This is a genomic window from Methylobacterium sp. WL9 (assembly GCF_008040035.1).
In the GTDB taxonomy this organism is placed as follows: domain Bacteria; phylum Pseudomonadota; class Alphaproteobacteria; order Rhizobiales; family Beijerinckiaceae; genus Methylobacterium; species Methylobacterium thuringiense.
Genome location: NZ_VRVE01000012.1, coordinates 15200 through 36955, shown reverse-complemented (window position 1 = coordinate 36955; position 21756 = coordinate 15200). Strand labels below are relative to the sequence as shown.

Below are 21756 nucleotides of genomic sequence, written 5' to 3'. Positions count from 1 at the left end.
CGAACGTGCCAACTCATGTGCTTGCACGAACGCCCAGGGCCGCAGCCCGATGACGCAGTGCGATACGGGATTATGCTCCGAGTTATTGCAGTGCACAACAGCGATCCGCGTGGCAAAACGCTCAGATCGTGCGCAGGTGCACGTCTCAGACGGGCAGGGCTGCGGGGGGATGCTCTCCCAACGCGACGATCTTGCCCGGGTTCATCAGGTCGCGCGGGTCGAGCGCCGTCTTCAGTCGCCGCATCAGGTCAAGGCCCACCGGGTCGCCGTAGAGGGCCAATTCGTCGCGCTTGATCAGGCCGATGCCGTGTTCGGCGGCGATCGAGCCGTCGAGGCTGGAGACGATGTCGTGCACGATGCGATTGAAGCGGCCCCAAGCGGCGAGGAAGACCGCCTTGTCCATCCCGACCGGCTGGCTGAGGTTGAAGTGGATGTTGCCGTCGCCGGCATGGCCGAAGGCGCAGACGCGCAGGCCCGGCATCGCCGCCTCGCAGGCCGCCGTCGCCCGTTCCACGAAGTCGGCGAGGCGCGAGAGCGGCACCGAGACGTCGTGCTTGATCGAGCCGCCCTCCGCCTTCTGCGTCTCCGGCAGCCGCTCGCGTAGGTGCCAGAGCGCGGCGTTCTGTGCCTCGCTTGCACCGATGGTCGCATCCGCGACGAGGCCGGTCTCGATGGCCTGGGCGAGCAGCGTTTCCAGTTCGGCTGCGGTGTCCGCTCCGGGCCGCGTCGAGGACAGCTCGACCAGCGCATAGGCGGCGTGATCGCCACGGAGCGGCCGGACCATGTCGGGCGCATGCTTGAGCACGATGTCGAGGCCGAAGCGCGGGATCACCTCGAAGGCCGTGAGGTCGCGGTCGGCGGCCCGGTGCATGCGGGCGAAGAGTTCGACGGCCGATCGGAACGAGCCGAGTCCGACGAAGCCGACGCTGCGCGACACCGGCTTCGGGAAAAGCTTCAGCACGGCGGCGGTGATGATGCCGAGCGTCCCCTCCGAGCCGATGAACAGGTGTTTCAGGTCGTAGCCGGCATTGTTCTTTCGCAGCGCCTTGAGCCCGTTCCAGATCCGGCCGTCGGCGAGCACGACTTCGAGCCCGAGGACGAGGTCGCGGGCGTTGCCGTAGGCGAGCACGGCGGTGCCGCCGGCATTGGTGCCGAGGTTTCCGCCGATCCGGGCCGAGCCCTCGGCAGCGTAGGAGAGCGGAAACAGCATCCCGGCCGCATCCGCCGCCGCCTGCACGTCGGCCAGGATCATTCCGGCCTCGACGGTGATGGCCGCGTCGCCGGGGTTCACCGCACGCACGCGATCGAGGCGCGCCAGCGAGAGCACGATGCCGCCATAGGGCACGCCGCCGCCGACGAGCCCGGTATTGCCGCCCTGCGCGACGATCGGCACGCCGGCCTCGGCGCAGGCGCGGACCGTGGCCGCGACCTCCTCGGTGCTGCCGGGCCGCACCACGGCGAGCGCCGTGCCGCGGTAGAGCCCGCGCGATTCGACGAGCGCGGGCGCCACGTCCTCGGCCGCCGTCAGGACGTGTCTGTCGCCGAGTTTGTCACGCAGGGCCGCCAGCAGGATCTGGGTGGTTTCAGAGGAAGGGGTCATGAGGCGGAGCGGATTGGCCGGTCGGGAATGGGGCTCTACATAGCCTGAGGCCCGGCCCTTTGCAGGACGTGCGGCCATGCGAGGGACGCTACCATGCTCTCCGTCATCCCCAACCCGCCCCGGATCGTGCTGCCCATCGTCGGCAGCGAGGACCTGTTTCCGGTCCGTCGCGTCTACTGCGTCGGCCGCAATTACGGAGCGCATGCCCGCGAGATGGGCGCCGACCCGGACCGCGAGGAGCCGTTCTTCTTCCTCAAGCCCGCCGACGCGCTGCAGGCCGTGCCCTACGACACGGTGACGGACCACCCGTATCCGCCGCGCACCCAAAACTACCATTTCGAGGTCGAGTTGGTCGCCGCGCTGGCGCATGGCGGCCGCGACATCCCGGAGGCCGATGCGCTCGCCCATGTCTACGGCTATGCGGTCGGCCTCGACATGACCCGGCGCGACCTGCAGGACGAGGCCAAGCGCCAGTCGCGGCCCTGGGACCTCGGCAAGGCGGCGGATGCCTCCGGCCCGATCGGCCCATTGCACCCGGCCGCCGCCATCGGCCACCCGACCAGAGGCGCGATCGGCCTTACGGTCGACGGCCGCGCGCGCCAGAGCGGCGACCTGTCCGAGATGATCCGCTCGGTGCCGGAGCAGGTCGCGCTGCTCTCCACCTATTTCGAGCTGCAGCCGGGCGACTTGATCTTCACGGGGACCCCGGCCGGGGTGGGAGCGGTGTCGCGCGGCGAGACGATGACGGCGTCGATCGCGGGGTTGGGGGCGATCACCCTGCGGGTTGTGTGAGACGGTCAGCGAACGAAGCACCTGACCGTTCCGCCGTCATTGCTTCGCTGCGCTCGCGATGACGGGATGAATCTGCCAAGCGGGGCGATCGGCTTGATCTTGCAGCAGCCTGACCCGCAAGCCTTCGCATCCGACCGCTCGGACCACCCGACATGGCTATCAACCTCGACCGCCCGATTCTCCGCCAGCTCGCGCACGGTGCCGCCCTGCTAACCCGCGGCATGACGCTCGGCGTACGCGGCATCGCGATCGACGGCGACAACCGGGTCTGCCTCGTGCGCCACACCTACGTGCGGGGCTGGTACCTGCCGGGCGGCGGCATCGAGCCCGGGGAGACCGCGGCCGAGTCGATGGTGCGCGAGTTCCGCGAGGAGGCCGAGCTGAGCGTCGACCTGACGAAGCCGATGCGCCTGCACGGTTTCTTCCTGAACGCGAGGCAATGGGGCCGCGACCACATCGCGGTCTATGTCGTGTCGGCCTTCACCCTGGCGCGCGCCAAGGCCCCGGATCGCGAGATCGCGGAATGCCGGTTCTTTCCGCTCGATGCGCTGCCGGCGGATACGACGCGCGGCACGCGGGCGCGGCTCGACGAGATCCGCGAGGGCCGGGCGCCGGACGGGCACTGGTAGGGGAGGGGGCCCGGCGCCTGCGGCGTCTTCGCGGTCGCTGGAACTCCGGAATCAAGGTGAGGTTGCCGCAGGTCAGCGTGGAGTCGGCCTGTGAGCGATATCGAAATCGAACCCTACACGGATCCGGCCGGCGGCTGGGGGTCGGCGAAATCGCTTGTCGAGATCCTGACCCGCGAGGAAGTCCCGATCTCCGGTTCGGCGATGCTGCTGAAGCAGAACAAGCCCGGCGGCTTCATGTGCGTGTCCTGCGCCTGGCCGAAGCCCGCCAAGCCCGCGACCTTCGAATATTGCGAGAACGGCGCCAAGGCGACCGCCTGGGAGCAGACGCGCAAACGCATCGGCCCCGAATTCTTCGCCAAGCACACGGTCGCCGAACTGCTGACCTGGACGGATTTCGACTTGGAGACGCAGGGCCGGCTCACCCATCCCCTGCGCTACGATCCCGCAAGCGACCGTTACGCGCCGGTCTCGTGGGAGGAGGCCTTCGCGGAGATCGGCCGTGAACTGCGCGGCTTCGATCCGAAGTCCGTCGTCTACTACTCGTCCGGCCGGGCCTCGCTCGAGACCTCGTACATGTACGGTCTGTTCGCGCGGCTTTACGGCAACAACAACCTGCCCGACTCCTCCAACATGTGCCACGAACCGACCTCGATCGGCCTGAAGGCCTCCATCGGCGTGCCGGTGGGCACCACGGTGCTGGAGGACTTCGAGACCACCGATTGCATTCTATTCTTCGGCCAGAACGTCGGCTCGAATGCGCCGCGGATGCTGCATCCGCTGCAGGACGCGCGCCGTCGCAACGTCCCGATCATCACTTTCAATCCGCTCCGCGAGCGTGGGCTCGAGCGCTTCACCAACCCGCAATCGCCGGTGGAGATGCTGACGAAGTCCTCGACGCAGATCTCGACGCAGTACCTTCAGGTGAAGGCGGGCGGCGACATCGCGGCGATCACCGGGATGTGCAAGGCGCTGTTCGCGGCGGATCGCGCGGCCCAGGCCCAGGGACGGCCCCGCGTTCTGGACGTCGCCTTCATCGCCGAGCACACCCACGGCTTCGACGCCTTCACCGCCTTCTGCGACGGGCAGGACTGGTCCGTGCTGGAGACGCGGTCCGGCCTGACGCGCGCCGCCCTCGAAGATGCCGCTTCCGTCTACGCCCGTGCGAAACGGGTGATCGGCATCTACGGCATGGGGCTGACGCAGCACCGCAAGGGCACCGAGACGGTGCAGATGCTCGTCAACCTCATGCTGCTGCGCGGGAATATCGGCCGGGCGGGTGCCGGCCTCTGCCCGGTACGCGGCCATTCGAACGTGCAGGGCCAGCGTACCGTCGGCATCTCCGAGAAGCCCGAACAGGTGCCCCTCGACAAGCTCGCCGAGATGTACGCCTTCACGCCGCCCCGCGAAAAGGGCCTGAACACGATCGAGGCCTGCGAGGGCATCGTCGCCGGCACGGTGAAGGCCTTCATTGGGCTCGGCGGGAATTTCGTGCGCGCCATCCCCGATACGGAGCGGATGGAGCAGGCCTGGCGGGGCATGCGCCTCACCGTGCAGATCGCGACGAAGCTCAATCGCTCGCATCTCGTCAACGGCACGGTCGCCTACCTGCTGCCCTGCCTCGGCCGCATCGAGATCGACGCGCAGGCCAGTGGCCCCCAGGCGGTCTCGATGGAGGATTCGACCTCCTGCTTCCACGGCTCCGTCGGCGTCACCAAGCCGGTGAGCGACCATGTCCGGTCCGAGCCCTGGATCGTCGCCGGCATCGCCAAGGCGACGCTGGACCCCAACCCCAAGATCGACTGGGACGCCTGGGTCGGCGACTATGCCAAGGTGCGCGAGGCCATCCAGGCGACCTATCCGGAGGTGTTCAAGGACTTCAACGCGCGCCTGTTCGAGCCCGGCGGCAACCACAAGCCGCTGGCCGCGCGCGAGCGCAAATGGGAGACGGAGACCGGCAAGGCGAATTTCGTGGTCCCGGAGGGACTCGACGAGGATCCCGACATGCCCGCCCGGCACGCCGACGTGCTCGACCTGATCACGCTGCGCTCGAACGACCAGTTCAACACCACCGTCTACGGCTATCACGACCGCTTCCGCGGCGTGAAAGGCACGCGCTCGGTGCTGTTCATGAACGCAGCCGACATCGCGCGGCTCGACCTCGCGGACGGCGCGACGGTCGACGTGGTGACGGAATCCACCGACCAGCACGTGCGTGCCGTGAGGGGCCTCAGGATCGTGAAATACAATATTCCGGAAGGCAATTGCGCGGGATACTATCCCGAGTTGAACGTACTGATCCCCCTCTGGCACCACGACGAGCAGGCCAAGACGCCGGCGGCGAAGGCGATCCCGGTGCGCGTCGCCCGCACCGGCTGATCCGGCGCAGGGCTGCGCAGCCCTCGACGCGGGGCGTCACCGGTCCATATTCGATGGGATGGACCGAAAGGACACGGACCCGGACGACGCCGCCCACGCGCGGCGACAGGCGGTGATCGACCGCATGCTGCGCGACGCCCTCAAGGGCGCGGGCCGTCATGCGCTGCCGAGCCACGACGCCCTGCCGGCCGACATCCGCCGGACCGTCGACCGCCTGCTCGCCAAGGCCGATGCCGAGCGCCGGACCGCGCTGACCTACGACGACCTCGAAGAGGCTCTGCCGCCCCGCGACGTGACGGCTGAGGATCTGGAAGCGATCTTCTGGGTGCTGGCGGAGTATGGGATCGAGGTCGACGAGGGGTAAGTCTCGCCACCTCCGGAAAAGCTCTCTATAAGCCCCGCTTCTCGCGCGGAGACTGATCTTCGCGCGCTTGCACGAGAGGTGTGCGGAGTTCCGTCATGGCCGAGCGTTGGACCCCGAAGAGCTGGCGCAACCTGCCGATCCAGCAGGCGCCGTCCTATCAGGATGCCGGCGCGCTCCAGGCCGTCGAGACCCAGATCGCGAGCTTTCCGCCGCTGGTTTTCGCAGGCGAGGCCCGCAAGCTGAAGGCGTCGCTCGCGCGGGTCGCCGCGGGCCAGGCTTTCCTGCTGCAAGGCGGCGACTGCGCCGAGAGCTTCGACGAGCACTCCGCCGACAACATCCGCGATTTCTTCCGCGTCTTCCTGCAGATGGCGATGGTGCTCACCTTCGCTGGCGGATCGCCGGTGGTGAAGGTCGGGCGCATCGCCGGGCAGTTCGCCAAGCCGCGCTCCTCGCCGACGGAGACGCTCGACGGCGTGTCGCTGCCGAGCTACCGCGGCGACATCGTCAACGGCATCGGCTTCACCGACGAGGCGCGGATCCCCGACCCGCGCCGCCAGCTCGAGGCCTACCGGCAGTCGGCGGCGACGCTGAACCTGCTGCGCGCCTTCGCCACCGGCGGCTACGCCAACCTCGACAACGCCCAGCGCTGGATGCTCGGCTTCGTCAAGGACAGCCCGCAATCCTCGCGCTATGCCGACGTCGCCGGCCGCATGTCCGACGCCCTCGACTTCATGCGGGCGATCGGCATCAATCCGGAGACGCACCAGGAGGTCCGCACCACGGACTTCTACACCAGCCACGAGGCTCTGCTGCTCGGCTACGAGGAGGCGCTGACCCGCGTCGATTCGACGAGCGGCGACTGGTACGCCACCTCCGGCCACATGCTCTGGATCGGCGACCGCACCCGCCAGCCGGACCACGCGCATATCGAGTACGCCCGCGGCATCAAGAACCCGATCGGCTTGAAATGCGGGCCGTCGATGACCTCCGAGGGCCTGATCGGCCTGATCGACCAGCTCAATCCCGAGAACGAGCCCGGCCGCCTCAGCCTGATCTGCCGCTTCGGCGCGGACAAGGTCGGCGACCATCTCCCCGGCCTGATCCGGACGGTGGAGCGTGAGGGCCGCAACGTGGTCTGGGTCTGCGATCCGATGCACGGCAACACCATCTCCGCCGGCCGCTACAAGACGCGGCCGTTCGAGCGGGTGATGCAGGAGATCGAGGGCTTCTTCGGCGTCCACCGCGCCGAGGGCACCATCGCCGGCGGCATCCACCTGGAGATGACCGGCAAGGACGTCACCGAATGCACGGGCGGCGCCCGCGCGCTCACGGCCGACGACCTGCAGGACCGCTACCACACCTATTGCGACCCGCGCCTCAACGCGGAGCAGGCGCTGGAAGTGGCCTTCCTCACGGCCGAACTGGTCAAGCGCGAGCGCGCCGAGATCGAACGGCCGCACCTCGACGCCGCCGAATAGTTTTTTGGGGTTTTCGGCGCGGATCTTTTCAGAGGTCCGCGCCGGGTCCGCCGGCGCTGACCTGGCGCGAGCCTTCGTTCCTGAGTTTCGTCCGGGCGATCCGGATCAGGCGGCTTGCGCGGCCTCTTCGGCGCCGTTCCACTTTTCGAGAAGCCCTGCGATCTGCGAGACCGGGACCGGTGGGCTGAACAGGTAGCCCTGGACTTCGTCGCAGCCCTCCTCGCGCAGCCGGGCGAGCTGGGCTTCCGTCTCGACGCCCTCGGCGGTCATGGTCATGCCGAGATTCGTGCCGAGGCTGATCACCGCCTGCACGATGAAGCCGGAACCGTTCTCCACGGTGAGGTCGCGGATGAAGGACTGGTCGATCTTCATCTTGTCGAAGGGGAAGCTGCGCAGGTAGCTCAGGGACGAGTAGCCGGTTCCGAAATCGTCCATCGAGATGCGCGGGCCCATGGCGCGCAGGGCGTGCAGGATGGCGACCGTCGATCCGCGGTCGGCGAGAAGCACCGTCTCCGTGATTTCCAGTTCGAGCCTCTGGGCGGCGAGCCCGGTCTCCGCCAGAGCCTCGCGCACGGTGCTGATCAGTTGCGCCGAGCGGAACTGGGCGGCCGAGACGTTGACCGCGACCTTGAGAGTACCGGGCCAGCGGGCGGCCTCGGCGCAGGCCTTGCGCAGGACCCATTCGCCGAGCGGCACGATCAGCCCGATCTCCTCGGCGAGCGGCACGAACTCGGCCGGCGAGACCCGGCCGCGCGTCGGATGCGTCCAGCGCAGCAGGGCCTCGAAGCCGCTGATCCGGTCCTGCGACAGGTCGTAGATCGGCTGGTAGTAGAGTTCGAAGACCTCGGCCGCGAAGGCGGCGCGCAGGTCGATCTCGAGCAGCCGGCGAGCCTGCAGCCGGTCGTCCATCTCCGCCTCGAAGAAACGGAAGACCCCGCGTCCGTCGCCCTTGGACTTGTAGAGCGCGACGTCGGCGCTCTTGAGCAGCCGGTCGGGCGCCATGCCGTCGGCAGGGGCCAGCGCGATGCCGATGCTCACCCCGATCGTGACGGAATGCTCGGCCAGTTCGTAGGGGGTGCTGACGACTTCGACGATGCGCTGGGCGAGCACCGCCGCATCCTCGGCCGTTTCGACGCCGGCCTGCACGATCGCGAATTCGTCGCCGCCGAGCCGGGCCACGGTGTCGACCTCCCGCAGGCAGGCGGTGAGGCGGTGGGCGACGGCGCACAGCAACTCGTCGCCGACGGCGTGGCCGAGGGTGTCGTTGATCTGCTTGAAGTTGTCGAGGTCGAGGCAGTGGACGGCGAAGCCCGCCTCGCGGCTCGCCTGGGTGATCGCGCCCTCGATCCGCTCGGCCAGCAGCAGCCGGTTCGGCAGGTCGGTCAGCGCGTCGTGGCGCGCCATGTAGGCGATGCGCGACTCGGCGTGCCAACGTTCGGTCACGTCGTCGTAGGTGGCGACGAAGCCGCCCTCCGCCGTCGGGCTGACATCGATCTGGATGATCCGGCCTCCGGCAAGCTCCTGGAAGTTGTGGTCCCTGTCGCTTTTGGTGAGGATGCGCGTGGCCTCGCCGAGCAGTTCCGAGAGCGTGCTGCCCGGATGGTTGCCGGCGCTCATGCTGCGTTCGAGCACTTCCGTGGAGGTCATGCCGGTCGTCAGCGAACCGGCTTCCTGGCCATAGATCTCCTCGTAGCGCCGGTTGGCCACCACGAGGCGATGGGCGGCATCATACAGACAGAGGCCCTGCGACATCGAATCGAGGGCGGTGCGCAGGCTGACGGCGGTCGCCTCCGCACGGTCGTCACTGCGTTTGCGATCCGTGACGTCTGCGAGGACGAGCAGGGTTCCGCCGTCCGGCGCCGGGCGGCGGCCGACGCGCAGCCAGCGCCCGTCCGTGAGGCGGACCTTGTCTTTGCTCTCCATGGGGCCGCCGGGCAGGAGATCCGCCAGAGTCGCGGATGCCGGTTCGCCCGGCCGGAGAGCATCGGGACCGATGCCGGTCAGCGCGGCGGCGGACGCGTTGGCGTAGACGATGCGGCGATCCCCGTCGGTAAAGATGAGTCCCTCCTGTGCCGCGTCGACGAGTTCCGTCATATCGGGCGGCGATGGGGTCCATTCAGGGTCGTCTGCCCGCGCGACGGGGCCGTGGGAGGTTTGGTCCGTGGCCTCCGCCCTCGCCTCCATGCCGGCGCGTGAGGAAGGGGGCGCGACGGCGTCTGCCGCAGCGGCGCGCTGGATGCGAAGGATGAGCAGCCACGCGACGAGCGGCACCAACGCCACCATGGCGCCGACGATGCCCTCGATCACCAGGATCCGGTCGGCGATGGCGGCCTCTGCCGTCTTGTGCACGCTGAAGCCATATCTTTCCGTCGCAGCGGCGAGATGCGTGATCTGCGTCTGTGCCCCGTCCGCGAGCTCGTCCAGGTCGGCAGCTTCCTCCTGCCGGCCGGATGCCGTCCGCATGGCCTCGTGCCAGATGCTCATCGAATCCCGCGCTGAGACCGCCGCCTGACTGATGAGCGCAGGCCGGGAGCGTGCGGCGATGGCGCCGACATTGGCGGAAAGGGATTGATACCGCTCGGCGATCCTGTCCGAGAGCTTCGCGCGCTCGACCGGGTCGGCCGTGATCCGCGCCCGGATGTGGTCGACGCGCAGGTGGCTCAGTTCGGATGCCGCGTTGCGGATCCCATCGAGCGCCGTCAGCGACTCCGCGTAGTTTCGGGCGACGAGCCGTTCCGCCTCGCGCAGACGGCCAACCGCGTGTCCGACGAGCAGGACGAGGCCGAGACACGCAGCGGCAAGCGCGATCGGCATGCCGATCCGTTTCCACCATGCGTGGGCGCTGCGCCGGGTTTCGGTCGCGATCGGCCGTGTCGGTTCTGTCGCCTGCATCATCGATGGGCCGGGATCACTGCTCTTCCGATCGGATCGTACGCCGCGACAGGTTAAAGCTGATTTATGATCCGGCGCCGTTCCGAATAGGACGGCCGTCGATTAAGTGGCGTCCGGTTCGTCGTCAGAAAGTGCGGCGGGACATGATCTTAGAGTCGTGCCCGATTGTCGCGCTTCTAGAGCGATCACTAAAATGTCCTCCGTCGACATGAGCTGATCTGGTGCGAGATCGTGGGCCGGCACAAGAGCTTCGATCCTTTTTGGACGATGAGCGTAGCTTCTGCGGATCTAGAGTTGCATCCGGCCTGATTGAATTGGGCTTGTGTATGTAGACTTTTGATTGAACGGATTTTGTTTGGAAGAAATTGGCGCCCGTTTCGTTCGACGGTGTCGCAAGCGTACGTCACCAACCATCCGGTCGTCGGGATCAATCCTTCGACTGCGCCGGCGCAGCGAGAGCTCCGCGGGATATGGCCGGGTGCCGTCCGACGACGTGGCCACCGCTTCCCCGGGAGACGACGCCCCGCGATGGAAGCCTCGGCAAGCCGCCGGCACGATGCCATTGGGTCGGATGCGACCTCAAAGCGGCGTCGTGGCGGGTTTTGCGGGTGTCCTTGGCTCGGCCGGGCAGATGCCGCGCAGGGTTTGCCAGTCCTCCTTCGAGAGGAGCGGCTTGTCCGGTCTGGTCCCTCCGGCAAGGCTCCGGATCTTCGCGGCACGCTCCTTGGTGTAGGGGTGGCTGTGCAGGAAGCCGGTGAGCGAGCCTTCCGCATCCGCCTCGGCATCGATCCGCTCCAGGATGGAGGCGAGGGCTGCGCCGTCGCCGCCTGCCCGGATCAGCATCGCGACGCCGTAGGCGTCGGCCGCGCGCTCGGCATCGCGCGAATAGCCCGCCGAGATTGCCGCCTGGCCGACGCTGACGATCACCGTCGACCCGGTGAGGTCGCCGAGGACGAGGCTCAGCAGGAACGAGACCCCGCCTGCCGTGATCACCGCGCGGGTCGGATCGCGCGCCGCCACGTGGCCGAATTCGTGCGCCAGGATGCCGCCGAATTCGTCCGGCGTCTCGGCCTTGGCGAGGATGTCCGACAGCACGATCACCCGCGCGCCCGGTAGGGTCAGCGCGTTGGCGACCTTGTGCCGGCGCACGCTGACGACGGGATCGCCCGGCAGACCGGCGCCCTCGGTCATGCGCGCGACGAGGCGGTCGAGCACCGCCTTCGCGGCGGGCTCGGCGCAGAGCGGCGGATCGCCGAGCAGGCTTACCACCTGTCCGTCGACGGCGAGGCCGAAGCGCGACTCGACCGGCTGCGGCACCAGGGGTGCGAGGATTCCGGCGGCGACCGGCACGCCGTAGATCGCGACGAGCAGCACCGACACGCCCGCGGCGATCGACCAGAGCACGAGGCGCAGCACCCCGCCGCGCGCCTCGTCGTCGAGGCGAAGGTCGGGGCAGCGCGCCACGAGCGCCTCCGCGAGCGCCCGATCGGTGAACTCGACCCGGACCGGATTGCCGGCGAGACCGATCCGCATCGTCGGCGGCTCGGTCTCGCCGGCACGGATGTCGAACGGGTTCCAGTCCTCGCGGAGGCCGGCGCCCGTGATCTCCAGCCGCTCGCCGAGGCGCAGCGTGACCGGATTCGGCCGGGCACTGCGCCCGTCGAAGAGCGTGCCCGTCGCGGTGACGGTCTCGGCCGGCACGGTCATCGGCAACGTACAATCTCGGTCGGGCATGTGCGGCCGAGCAATCGCCTAGAACCCGATTTCGAGGGCGCCGCCGACGTCGAGGGCGTCGGCCAAGCCTTCGTTGAGCCCGCTGGCGGTGCGGCGGGAGGAAGCTAGCACCGCGTCGAGGGCCTCGACGTTCTCGATCGTGGTGCTGTCGGCGACCGCCCGCCACAGGCGCACGGTGATCACCCGGACATAGAGCACTGCGAAGAGCAGCAGGCTCCCGAGATAGGCGACGGTCATCCCGATCACGAGCAGCACCTGTGCGCCGCTCCCCAGCCCGCTCGTCTGGAGAAGGAATGCGCTGCCGCCGATCACGATGCCGATCGCGGCGAGGTAGCCGAGGATCGACAGCATGTAGACGATGTAGGGCCAGTAGAACTGGCGCGCCTTCAGCGTCGAGTTCAGCCGCGCCGCGCCGAGGGCTGCGGCGTTCATGAAGGCGCGGGTCTCGCGGGCCCGGTAATAGGGGATCAGGAACAGGGCGAGCGGGATGAAAATCGAGGCGACGATGGCGACGGCGCCACCGTAGGTGGCGAGCGGGGTGCCGGCATAGATCGGGTTGAAGACGAACTTCCCCGGCTTGTCCGGGTCGGCGATCATCAGGTCCGCGGGAAACGAGAAATCGTTGGCGACGAGCAGGGCGAGGATGCTGACGAAGAGCGGCCCCAGGGCGACCAGGTAGAACAGCAGCCACGGCTTCAGGATCATGCTGCCCCGCGCCGTCGAGGTCATCCGGCTCTCGCCGACGAGGGTGTGGCCGATGCGGTAGCGCTCCAGGCTCGCGCGCATCCAGGGGAAGGCGATGCCGAGGGTGACGAGCGTGAGGAACCACCAGCCCGTCGCGAGGCCGACATAGGTCAGCGCCGAGCCGTCCTGCCCGAGGCGGATGCCGCGCCAGAGGGTCCGCGAGGCCCGGTAGCGGCGCCCGCGAAAGATCGCGTACTGGCCGAGCAGGAACAGGAACACGAAGGTGATCGGGCCAGCGAAGGGCGCGAGCGGCGGATAGGCGAAGCCGAGCGCGAACAGCACGATGTAGACCGGCACCAGGATCGCGAGCGCCACCAAGAAGCCGAGGAACAGCTCCTTGCCGCGGCCGGTATATTCGCCCGGCGAGCCCGCCACGATCGTGCGGCTCCAGAAGTAGCGTCGCAGGTTGGTGATGTACCAGAAGCGATAGATGCCGAAGGTCACGAGCGAGAGCAGGAAGCCCTTCACCGCGATGCTGGTCAGGCCCTTGGCCTGCCGGTCGAACACGATCGCGCCCGGCCGTGCCGGCACCGCACTCACTGAATCCATATCCCGAAGCCCCCGGTTTCTGCCGTCACGACAGACGGAGCGGGCCGGGATGCACGCATAAAGTCAATGTCGCGTCGCTCCGTTCCTGTCGATCGGCGTAGCGGGATCGATGAAGAGCCGACTAACACCGCTTACGGTTGATCGAAGCGATCTTTTCGCGTCTCCTGGCCCGCTGGGCGAGGTGGAACGCGCCGAGCGTGGTGGCTTGGGCTGCACCGGTTCCATGCCGGCAACGACACCGCCGCCCTCTCCGTCCGCTTCGCGGCCACCTCCCCCAAAGGTGGAGCAGACGCGCGAGCCATGCCGAATGATTCAAGCGGAAACGGTATAAGACATCGGCGCCCTGCGTGACGCCGCCTTCCGAAGAAGGCCGGCAGCGCTTGGAGGCTCGCGGCGCTCGAGCCCCGGCATGAGGGCCGTTCGGGGTTGCATGACCGCAGCCGTCAGCAGCAGCGAAACCCGCTCTTGTTGCCGACGCCGAAGCGGGCGTTCTCGCGGTTGCGAAAAAACTCGCGCTCGGTCATCGGCGGCAGGTCGGGATGGGTCTTGGCGATGTGGGCGACGTAGGCGCCGTAATCGCCCTGTCCCACCATGAGGCGCGCGCCGTCGCAGACGCATTTCCCGAAGGTCTTGAGCCGGGTGCGGAGGTCCTGCGACGGCGTCATGGTCGTCCTCTCACTCCGCCGGGACGAGCGTCGGATCGGATTCGAGAGCCGTCCAGCGGTCGGCGCGGTAGGCCTTGACGCAAGCCATGATGCCGAACACGGCGATGGCGACGACGAGGCCGACGAACAGGACGGCGAGCGCCGCGTCGATGCGGTTGTTCAATACGATCTGGTGCATCTGGTCGATGGTCTTGGCCGGCCCCAGCACCTTCCCCTCGGCGATGGCGTTCGAGAACCGGTCCGCCTGGGCGAGGAAGCCGATCTTCGGGTCGGCGGAGAAGATCTTCTGCCAGCCGGCCGTCAGGGTGCAGATGCAGAGCCAGACGGTCGGGATGACCGTGACGAAGGCGTAGCGCTGGCGCTTCATCTTGAAGATCACCACGGTGGCGAGCGTCAGCGCCACCGCCGCGAGCATCTGGTTCGAGATGCCGAAGAGCGGCCAAAGCGTGTTGATGCCGCCGAGCGGGTCGGTGACGCCCTGGTAGAGGAAGTAGCCCCAGGCCGAGACGCAGAGTGCGGTCGCCAGGATGCTCGGCGCCCAGGCGCTGGTGTTCTTGAAGCTGGGTGCGACCAGCCCGAGCAGATCCTGCAGCATGAACCGCCCGGCCCGCGTGCCGGCATCGACCGCGGTGAGGATGAACAGCGCCTCGAATAGGATCGCGAAGTGGTACCAGAACGCCATCATCGCCTTGCCGCCGATGGCGGAGGAGATGATGTGCGCCATGCCGACGGCCAGGGTCGGCGCGCCGCCGGCCCGCGAGATGATCGTGGTCTCGCCGACGTCCTTGGCGGTCTGCGTGATGGCCTCCGGCGTGATCGCGAAGGCCGGATCGAACTTGGTCACGGCGGCGGCCGCGCTCTCGGCCGTGGTGCCGACGAGGGCGGCGGGGGAGTTCATGGTGAAGTAGATGCCGGGCTCGATGACGGTCGCCGCGACGAGGGCCATGATCGCGACGAAGCTCTCCATGAGCATGCCGCCGTAGCCGATGAAGCGGGCGTGGCTCTCGTTGTCGATCAGCTTCGGCGTCGTGCCCGACGAGATAAGGGCGTGGAAGCCCGAGACCGCGCCGCAGGCAATGGTGATGAACAGGAACGGGAACAGCGTCCCCGCCCAGACCGGGCCGGTGCCGTCGACGAACTTCGTCACCGCCGGCATCTTCATGTGCGGCGCGACCACGGCGATGCCGAGTGCAAGGCCGACGATGGTGCCGATCTTGAGGAAGGTCGAGAGGTAGTCGCGCGGGGCGAGCAGCAGCCAGACCGGCAGGATCGAGGCGACGAAGCCGTAGCCGATCAGCATCCAGGTCAGCTGCGTGCCGGTGAAGGTGAAGAACGGCTGCCAGTACGGATCCTCTGCGATGTGGCCGCCATAGACGATGGCTGCCATCAGCAGCACGAAGCCGACGATCGAGACCTCGCCGACCTTACCGGGCCGGATATAGCGCGCGTAGACGCCCATCAGCATGGCGATCGGGATGGTGGAGGCGACTGTGAAAAAGCCCCAGGGGCTGTCGGCGAGTGCCTTGACCACGATCAGTGCCAGAACGGCGAGCAGGATGATCATGATCATGAAGGTGCCGAACAGCGCGATCACGCCGGGGATCACCCCGAGTTCGGCCCGGATCAGCTCGCCGAGCGAGCGCCCGTCGCGACGCATCGAGATGAACAGGATCATGAAGTCCTGCACCGCGCCGGCGAGGACCACGCCGGCCAGGATCCAGAGCATGCCCGGCAGGTAGCCCATCTGCGCCGCGAGCACCGGGCCGACCAGGGGACCCGCGCCGGCGATGGCCGCGAAGTGGTGGCCGAACAGCACGGTCTTGTTGGTGGGGACGTAATCGAGCCCGTCGTTGTGGACGTGCGCGGGCGTCCGGCGGCTCGGATCGAGCTGCATCACCTTCTCGGCGATGAACAGCGAATAGTAGCGGTAGGCGATCAGATAGACGCAGACCGCGGCGACCACGATCCAGAGGGCGTTGATCGACTCGCCCCTCTGCGTGGCCACGATGGCGAGCGCTGCGGCGCCCAAGGCTCCGACCAGGGCCCAGGGCCCGTGCTTCCGTACCGCGTCCATCGACGCCTCTCCCAGTTGGGCCGAATTCTTGATTCAGTCGGCCTCCACTGTCGTTCTAACCGGTCTGCAAAAGAATTCCAGTTGCCCGTGCGCCTCACGGGCACAGATGCGAACAGCCGATTCAATCCAGCACGATGACGCGGTTTGGCAGCTCGTTCCGGTTCGGCCCGGCGGGCAGTTCTACGGCCAGCACGGCGCCGACGCGCGCGACGGCGGCGACGAGGCCGGGGCCGAGCTCGCCCCGCCCCGCCGCCGTCGCGAGATCGCTGAGGATGGCGGTCCAGGTCGCGTCCGAGACGCGCGCGCGAACGGCCGCGTCGGCGACGATCTCGGCGTGGTGTTCGGCGAGAGCCAGATAGATCAGCACGCCGGTGCGTGCCTGCGTTCCGATGAGGCCGCGGGCGCCGAACTCGCGGCAGGCGGCCTCCCGCACACGGTCCCGGCGGATCGCGGGCGGCACCAGTCGGATGCGCAGGCGCGGGTCGAGCCCGACGAGCAGCGCCGCCAGCGCCACCGCCGCCTGGATCGCGGCGATCGTCGCGGCGGACAGCGTCGTGAACCCGATCAGCGGCCAGGGCGCAGCGAGCCCGGCGAACAGCGCGAGGACGGGCGCCGCCGAGCGGTAGAGACCGGAGCGGGCGGCGACGATGACCACGATCTCGCCGCTCGTGGCGGATTCCGCCCGCGCGATGGCGACCGCGATGGCAGCGCGCTCGTCGCGGGTAAGGGGAGGGCAGGGGCTACCAGTCACCGGAAGCACCTCCACCGCCGGACGACCCGCCGCCGCCCGAGAACCCGCCATCCGAGAACCCGCCTCCGCCGCCCGAGAATCCGCCGCTCCAGCCACCGGAGGAGGGCATCGGAAAAACGACCATGCCTCCGCGTCCCCGCCTGCGCCCGCCTGGGCCGCCGCCGCCGTTCATGCGCCAGACGATGACGATGAGGAACAGGATCAGCACGATCCAGAACACGACCTCGATGCCGTTCACCGAGTCGCTTCGTACGGGCGCGCGCCGCTGCCACTGCTCGGCATCGCCCGCCATGATCGAGAGGATCGCATCGGCTCCGGCCTCAATGCCGCCGGGGATGTCGCCCTGCTTGAACTTCGGGATGATCGCTGTCGTGATGATGGCCTTGGAGACCGCGTCGGTGATCGCGCCTTCCAATCCGTAGCCGACCTCGATGCGGACCTTGCGGTTGGTCGGGGCGACGAGGAGCAGCGCGCCGTTGTTGCGCTTGGTCTCGCCGAGCTTCCACGCCCGGAACAGCCGGTTGGCGTACTCCTCGACGGTGAGCCCCTGCAGGCTCGGCACGGTGGCCACGACGAGCTGGTCGCCGCTCTTATCCTCGTGCGCCTTGAGCTTTCCGGTGATCCGCTCGCGGATTTCAGGCGGGAGCACGCCCGCCGCGTCCGTCACCCGCCCGTCGAGCGGCGGAAACTCCGGCTCGGCCGCCTGGACGAGGCCGGCGCAGAGGACGAACAGCAGTAGGGCGAGCGGAGCGATGAGGACGCGCCGCAACCCCTGGACCGCGATCCGGCGCATGCGCACGAACCGGGCCGGCCTAGAACTTCACGTTCGGCGGCTTTTCGGAATTCGGCGTCGCAGTGAAGGTCTCCATCGGCTTCGCATCGGGATAGAAGAACGACGCGATCCAGCGGCCCGGAATGGTGCGGATCTCGGTGTTGTAGGCTCGGACCGCGCCGATATAGTCCTGCCGCGCCACGGTGATGCGGTTCTCGGTGCCTTCGAGCTGCGATTGAAGCGCCAGGAAGTTCTGGTTCGACTTCAGATCGGGATAGGCCTCGACGGTGGCGAGCAGGCGGCCGAGCGCGCCCGAAAGCTGGTTCTGCGAGTCCTGGAACTGCTTGAACTTCTCGGGGTCGCTGACGGTGGAGGCGTCGACCTGAACGCTCGTCGCCTTGGCCCGCGCCTCGACGACCTTGGTCAGGGTGTCCTGTTCCTGCTTGGCGTAGCCCTTCACCGTCTCGACGAGGTTCGGGATCAGGTCGGCCCGGCGCTGGTACTGGTTCTGGACCTGGCTCCAGGAGGACTTGGCCTGCTCCTCCAGGGTCGGCACCCGGTTGATCGCGCCGCAACCCGAAAGGCAGGTGGCGAAGAGCATCGCCAGCAGCGCACCGACGACGCGCGCGGCCACGGTGGACCGCGGCGGGCTTGCGAACACCGAACCCTGATGCATCGACGATCTCCCTGAAGGCTGGTCACGGACGCCGCCGGCCGAACCGGCACGACGATCGAATAGTCAAGCATGACATGGGAACGCACCCCTTCCGGGGAAAGGGCGCGGATGCGGTTCCTTCGCCTTCCGTCCCGGTTGACAAGCCGGGCCGGTTGGTAGCGCTGTGCCGGCATGGAAGAGCCTTCCTCCGGCATCGCGAAGCCTCGGGTCGCGATCACCTACTGTACGCAGTGCCGCTGGCTCCTGCGGGCAGGCTGGATGGCGCAGGAGCTGTTGTCGACCTTCGGCGACAGCCTCGGCGAGGTGGCCCTCGTCCCGGGGCGAGGGGGCGCCTTCGCCATCGTTGTGGACGGCGAGACGGTCTGGGAGCGGGTGCGCGATGGCGGCTTTCCGGACGTCAAGGCACTCAAGCAGCGTGTGCGCGACCGCATCGATCCGGGCCGCGACCTCGGTCATGTCGACGGCGCGAGCGCGGCCGGGGCGGCAAGCGACGGGCAGGATCGGGCGTGAAGGCGCGCTCGGCGATGAGAGTCGGCGGTGATGCACGGCATGCGACCTGAAACCGGGGCACCGGCGAGCGGCCAGCGGTCCCGCGACAGGCGGCGGTCGGTGGTCAGGCGCGTTCTCGCCCGCCTCGACGAGCGCGGCTTCTCCACGCAGTTCTACCTGATCATGTTCGTGATCGCGCTGATCGGGCCGGGCCTGATCTTCACAGCGATCCTCCTGGCCCGCTACGCCGCGACCGAGCGCGCGCGCTTCGAACAGGATGCCCGCGAGAACGTGCGCGGCATCTCCCTCGCGATCGAGCGCGACACCGCCGGACTCGTCGCCGGGCTCCAGACGCTCGCGACGTCGCCGCGGCTGCGCAACGGCGAGTTCGACAGCTTCGACGCGCAGGCGCGCCTCGTGCGGGATACGATCGGCCTCGATATCGTCCTGCGCCGGCCCGACGGCCAGCAGGTCGTCAACACGGCCCTGAAGCCCGGCTCGCCCCTGCCGGTCACCCCGATGCCCTTCGACGAGGAGATCGCCGGCGGCGTGCAGCGCTCCGTCGTCACCGGCTATCTCGGAGCCGCGGACCCCTCGGCCGCGAACTACGCCATCGCCGTGGCGGTCAAGCTCGACACCGGGGTGAAGTTCATCCTGAGCTATTCGGTGCCGGTGAGCCGGCTCGACGCGATCCTCAGTCGCGACCACGTCCACGGCTGGGCGACCGGCGTGTCCGACCGCGACGGCATCGTGATGTCGCGGGTGCCGGAGCTCGCGGGCGTCGTCGGCCGCCCACGGCTCGCGACCCTGCGCCAGCGCACCACCGAGACCGGTGGCGTCTGGGAGGGCAAGGACCGGGCCTTCAAGCCGGTCACCGTGGTCGAGGAACGCTCGCGCTTCAGCGGCTGGACGGTGGCGGCCAGCATCCCCCAGCATCTCGTCGAAGCGCGCCTGCGCCGCTGGATCTGGGCCTTCGGCGGGTTCGGGCTGCTCGTCCTGGCGACCTCGTCGGCACTGGCGGTGCATCTCTGGTCGCGGGTCTCGCGGCCGCTGCGCCAGCTCGCCGCGACGGGGCCGGCCCTGTCGCGAGGCCAGGCGATCCCGCGCATCTCCTCGCCGATCCATGAGATCCGCCGCCTCGGCGACGTGCTGGCCGACGCCTCCCTGCGCCTGCGTACGCGCAGCGACGAGCGCGACCGGGCGCTCGCCGACACCCAGCGCGGCCTCTCGGCCCTGCGCGAGAGCGAGGCGCGCTTCCGGCTCGTCGCTGATTCCGCGCCGGCGCTGATCTGGATGACCGACGAGAACGGCGAGATCGTCTTCGCCAACATGCATTTCGACCAGCTCTTCGGGCGGCCCTATGCGGAAATGTCGGGCGACGGCTGGCACAAGATCATCCACCCGCCGGATCTGCCCGGCTTCTCCGCGCTGTTCGAGGAGGCCGTCGAGCACCGCCAGCCGTTCAAGGCCGAGATGCGCGTGATCGACCGCGGCGGTGGCGTGCGCTGGCTGCGCTGCGAGGGGGTGCCGCGTCTCGACGAGACCGGCGGCTTCCTCGGGTTCACGGGCTGCAACATCGACATCACCGATGCCAAGCGCGCCGAGGAGCATCTCATGCTGCTCATCAACGAGCTGAACCACCGCGTGAAGAACACGCTCGCCACGGTCCAGTCGATCGCGTTGCAATCCCTGCGCGGCCTCGAAGGCGAGGAGGCGGAAGCCGCCCGCGCCGGGTTCGAGAATCGCCTGCTGGCCCTCGCCCGCGTCCACGACGTCCTCACCCGCGAGAACTGGGAGGGCGCCGAGATGGGAGCCGTGGTCGCCGACGCGATCCGGCCCCTGGACGGCGGGGCGAAGACCTCGCGCTTCTCCGTCTCGGGTCCGCCCCTGCGGCTGCCGCCGCGCCTCGCTCTCTCGATCGCCATGGCTCTTCACGAACTCGGCACCAACGCCGTGAAGTACGGCGCCCTGTCCAACGAAGGCGGCAGGGTCCGCATCTCCTGGACCGTGACGCGGGGCGCCGAGCTGCGCCTCGGCCTGCGCTGGAGCGAGAGCGGCGGTCCTCCGGTGAAGCGTCCGACCCGCACCGGCTTCGGTTCGCGCCTGATCGAGCGCAGCCTCGCCCGCGAACTGGAGGGCGAGGTCGCGCTGCTCTACGAGCCCGGCGGCGTGGTCTGCACCATCGATGCGCCGGTGCCGCCCCCCGGCCTGCTCGAACGCAAGGGCGGCACGGCCCTGCCGCGCCCGCCCGAGGCGCTGCCGTCACCGGGATCCGGCGTCAGCTGAAGCTCGCCGGATCGGGGCCGATCCGTCCATCCTGCCGGTCGAGTGCGTCGATCGCCGCCCGGTCCTCTGCGCTCAACGAAAAGTCGAACACGGACAGGTTCTCCGCGATGCGGGAGGGCGTCGCCGATTTCGGAATGGCCACGAGGCCGTTCTCGACGTGCCAGCGCAACACGATCTGGGCGGGGCTGCGCCCGTGACGCTCGGCGATCCCGGTGAGCACCGGGTCGTTCAGGGCCTTGGCCTGCCCGAGCGGGCTCCAGGACTCGGTGACGATGCCGAGGCGCGCATGGACTTCACGGAGCGCCCGTTGCTGGAAATGCGGGTGCAACTCGATCTGGTTCACGGCCGGCGTCACGCCGGTCTCGCCGATGGCACGCTCCAGATGCGCGGCAGTGAAGTTCGAAACGCCGACCGAACGGGCGCGGCCTTCCTGCTTCAGCCGTGCCAGCGCCCGCCAGGTGTCGATGTAGAGATCCTTCTGCGGGCATGGCCAGTGGATCAGGTAGAGGTCGACGCTCTCCAGGCCGAGCCGTTCGAGGCTCTCGTCGAAGGCAGTCAGCGTGCTTTCGTAGCCCTGGCGGTCGTTCCAGAGTTTCGTCGTCACGAAGACCGCGTCGCGGGGGATGGCGGTTTCGCGTAGCGCCCGGCCGACGCCGGCCTCGTTGCCGTAGATCGCCGCCGTATCGATCGAGCGGTAGCCGGCGTCGAGCGCCGCCCCGACGATCCTCGGCGCCTCGGCATCCGGCAGTTGGTAGACGCCGAAGCCGAGCTGCGGGATCGTATGGCCGTCGTTCAGCGAGAGGCGGGGCACGCCGTTGGCATCGGTCATGGTGGTCTCCGGTTGGGAGCGGCCATCATGGTCGGAGCGCGGCCGCCGGATGCGCT

The 21756-nt window shown here is 68.7% G+C and carries 17 protein-coding genes; 7 read left to right on the top strand and 10 right to left on the bottom strand.

The genetic code is table 11. The features are described 5' to 3' along the window. Positions 1-145: 145 nt before the first annotated feature. The gene (locus FV217_RS06850; protein ID WP_147816310.1) at positions 146-1600 is read right to left on the bottom strand and encodes an FAD-binding oxidoreductase; all 1455 of its coding nucleotides are present in this window, start codon (positions 1598-1600) and stop codon (positions 146-148) included. Positions 1601-1693: 93 nt separating this feature from the next. On the opposite strand from FV217_RS06850, the gene FV217_RS06845 reads away from it, so the two are divergent. From FV217_RS06845 to FV217_RS06825, 5 genes are all read left to right on the top strand, one after another. Continuing rightward, positions 1694-2392, top strand: a complete 699-nt coding sequence (locus FV217_RS06845) for a fumarylacetoacetate hydrolase family protein (protein ID WP_147816308.1) — start codon at positions 1694-1696, stop codon at positions 2390-2392. Positions 2393-2544: 152 nt separating this feature from the next. Next, positions 2545-3021 (top strand): NUDIX domain-containing protein, encoded by a 477-nt coding sequence (locus FV217_RS06840; RefSeq protein ID WP_147816306.1) that lies wholly within the window; start codon positions 2545-2547, stop codon positions 3019-3021. A gap of 90 nt (positions 3022-3111) precedes the next feature. Beyond that, entirely contained in the window at positions 3112-5397 is a 2286-nt protein-coding gene (locus FV217_RS06835) for an FdhF/YdeP family oxidoreductase (RefSeq protein WP_147816304.1), read from the top strand. A gap of 58 nt (positions 5398-5455) precedes the next feature. Continuing rightward, entirely contained in the window at positions 5456-5761 is a 306-nt protein-coding gene (locus FV217_RS06830; protein ID WP_147816302.1) for an RNA polymerase sigma factor region1.1 domain-containing protein, read from the top strand. A gap of 95 nt (positions 5762-5856) precedes the next feature. Further along, positions 5857-7239, top strand: coding sequence for a 3-deoxy-7-phosphoheptulonate synthase class II (locus FV217_RS06825; RefSeq protein ID WP_147816300.1), 1383 nt, complete (start codon positions 5857-5859; stop codon positions 7237-7239). Positions 7240-7344: 105 nt separating this feature from the next. Here the strand turns inward: FV217_RS06825 and FV217_RS06820 are convergent, their stop codons facing one another. The 8 genes from FV217_RS06820 to FV217_RS06785 form a co-directional block, all read right to left on the bottom strand. Continuing rightward, on the bottom strand, positions 7345-10053 hold the full coding sequence (locus FV217_RS06820; protein ID WP_187272458.1) for an EAL domain-containing protein: 2709 nt from the start codon (positions 10051-10053) through the stop codon (positions 7345-7347). A gap of 657 nt (positions 10054-10710) precedes the next feature. Continuing rightward, the gene (locus tag FV217_RS06815; protein ID WP_147816349.1) at positions 10711-11838 is read right to left on the bottom strand and encodes a M48 family metallopeptidase; all 1128 of its coding nucleotides are present in this window, start codon (positions 11836-11838) and stop codon (positions 10711-10713) included. Positions 11839-11883: 45 nt separating this feature from the next. Then, positions 11884-13158: a YjgN family protein gene (locus FV217_RS06810; protein WP_147816296.1), complete on the bottom strand. Its 1275-nt coding sequence runs from the start codon at positions 13156-13158 to the stop codon at positions 11884-11886. Between the two features lie 443 nt (positions 13159-13601). Further along, positions 13602-13823 (bottom strand): YbdD/YjiX family protein, encoded by a 222-nt coding sequence (locus tag FV217_RS06805; RefSeq protein ID WP_147816294.1) that lies wholly within the window; start codon positions 13821-13823, stop codon positions 13602-13604. A gap of 10 nt (positions 13824-13833) precedes the next feature. After that, positions 13834-15897 (bottom strand): carbon starvation CstA family protein, encoded by a 2064-nt coding sequence (locus tag FV217_RS06800; protein ID WP_147816292.1) that lies wholly within the window; start codon positions 15895-15897, stop codon positions 13834-13836. A 121-nt stretch (positions 15898-16018) separates the two neighbouring features. Continuing rightward, positions 16019-16648 (bottom strand): hypothetical protein, encoded by a 630-nt coding sequence (locus FV217_RS06795; protein ID WP_147816290.1) that lies wholly within the window; start codon positions 16646-16648, stop codon positions 16019-16021. Next, on the bottom strand, positions 16638-17441 hold the full coding sequence (locus FV217_RS06790) for a TPM domain-containing protein (protein WP_147816288.1): 804 nt from the start codon (positions 17439-17441) through the stop codon (positions 16638-16640). Before FV217_RS06790 ends, FV217_RS06795 begins: the two co-directional genes overlap by 11 nt. 19 nt (positions 17442-17460) lie before the next feature. Further along, entirely contained in the window at positions 17461-18096 is a 636-nt protein-coding gene (locus FV217_RS06785) for a LemA family protein (protein WP_147816286.1), read from the bottom strand. Positions 18097-18267: 171 nt separating this feature from the next. Between FV217_RS06785 and FV217_RS06780 the strand changes: the two genes are divergently transcribed. Both FV217_RS06780 and FV217_RS06775 read left to right on the top strand, forming a co-directional pair. Next, a complete protein-coding gene (locus tag FV217_RS06780) occupies positions 18268-18606 on the top strand; it encodes a SelT/SelW/SelH family protein (RefSeq protein WP_147816284.1) in 339 nt (112 codons plus the stop codon). Positions 18607-18768: 162 nt separating this feature from the next. Continuing rightward, positions 18769-20871, top strand: a complete 2103-nt coding sequence (locus tag FV217_RS06775) for an HWE histidine kinase domain-containing protein (protein ID WP_238232619.1) — start codon at positions 18769-18771, stop codon at positions 20869-20871. Here the strand turns inward: FV217_RS06775 and FV217_RS06770 are convergent. Next, positions 20864-21700, bottom strand: coding sequence for an aldo/keto reductase (locus tag FV217_RS06770; protein WP_147816280.1), 837 nt, complete (start codon positions 21698-21700; stop codon positions 20864-20866). The genes FV217_RS06775 and FV217_RS06770 overlap by 8 nt on opposite strands. Positions 21701-21756 lie beyond the last annotated feature (56 nt).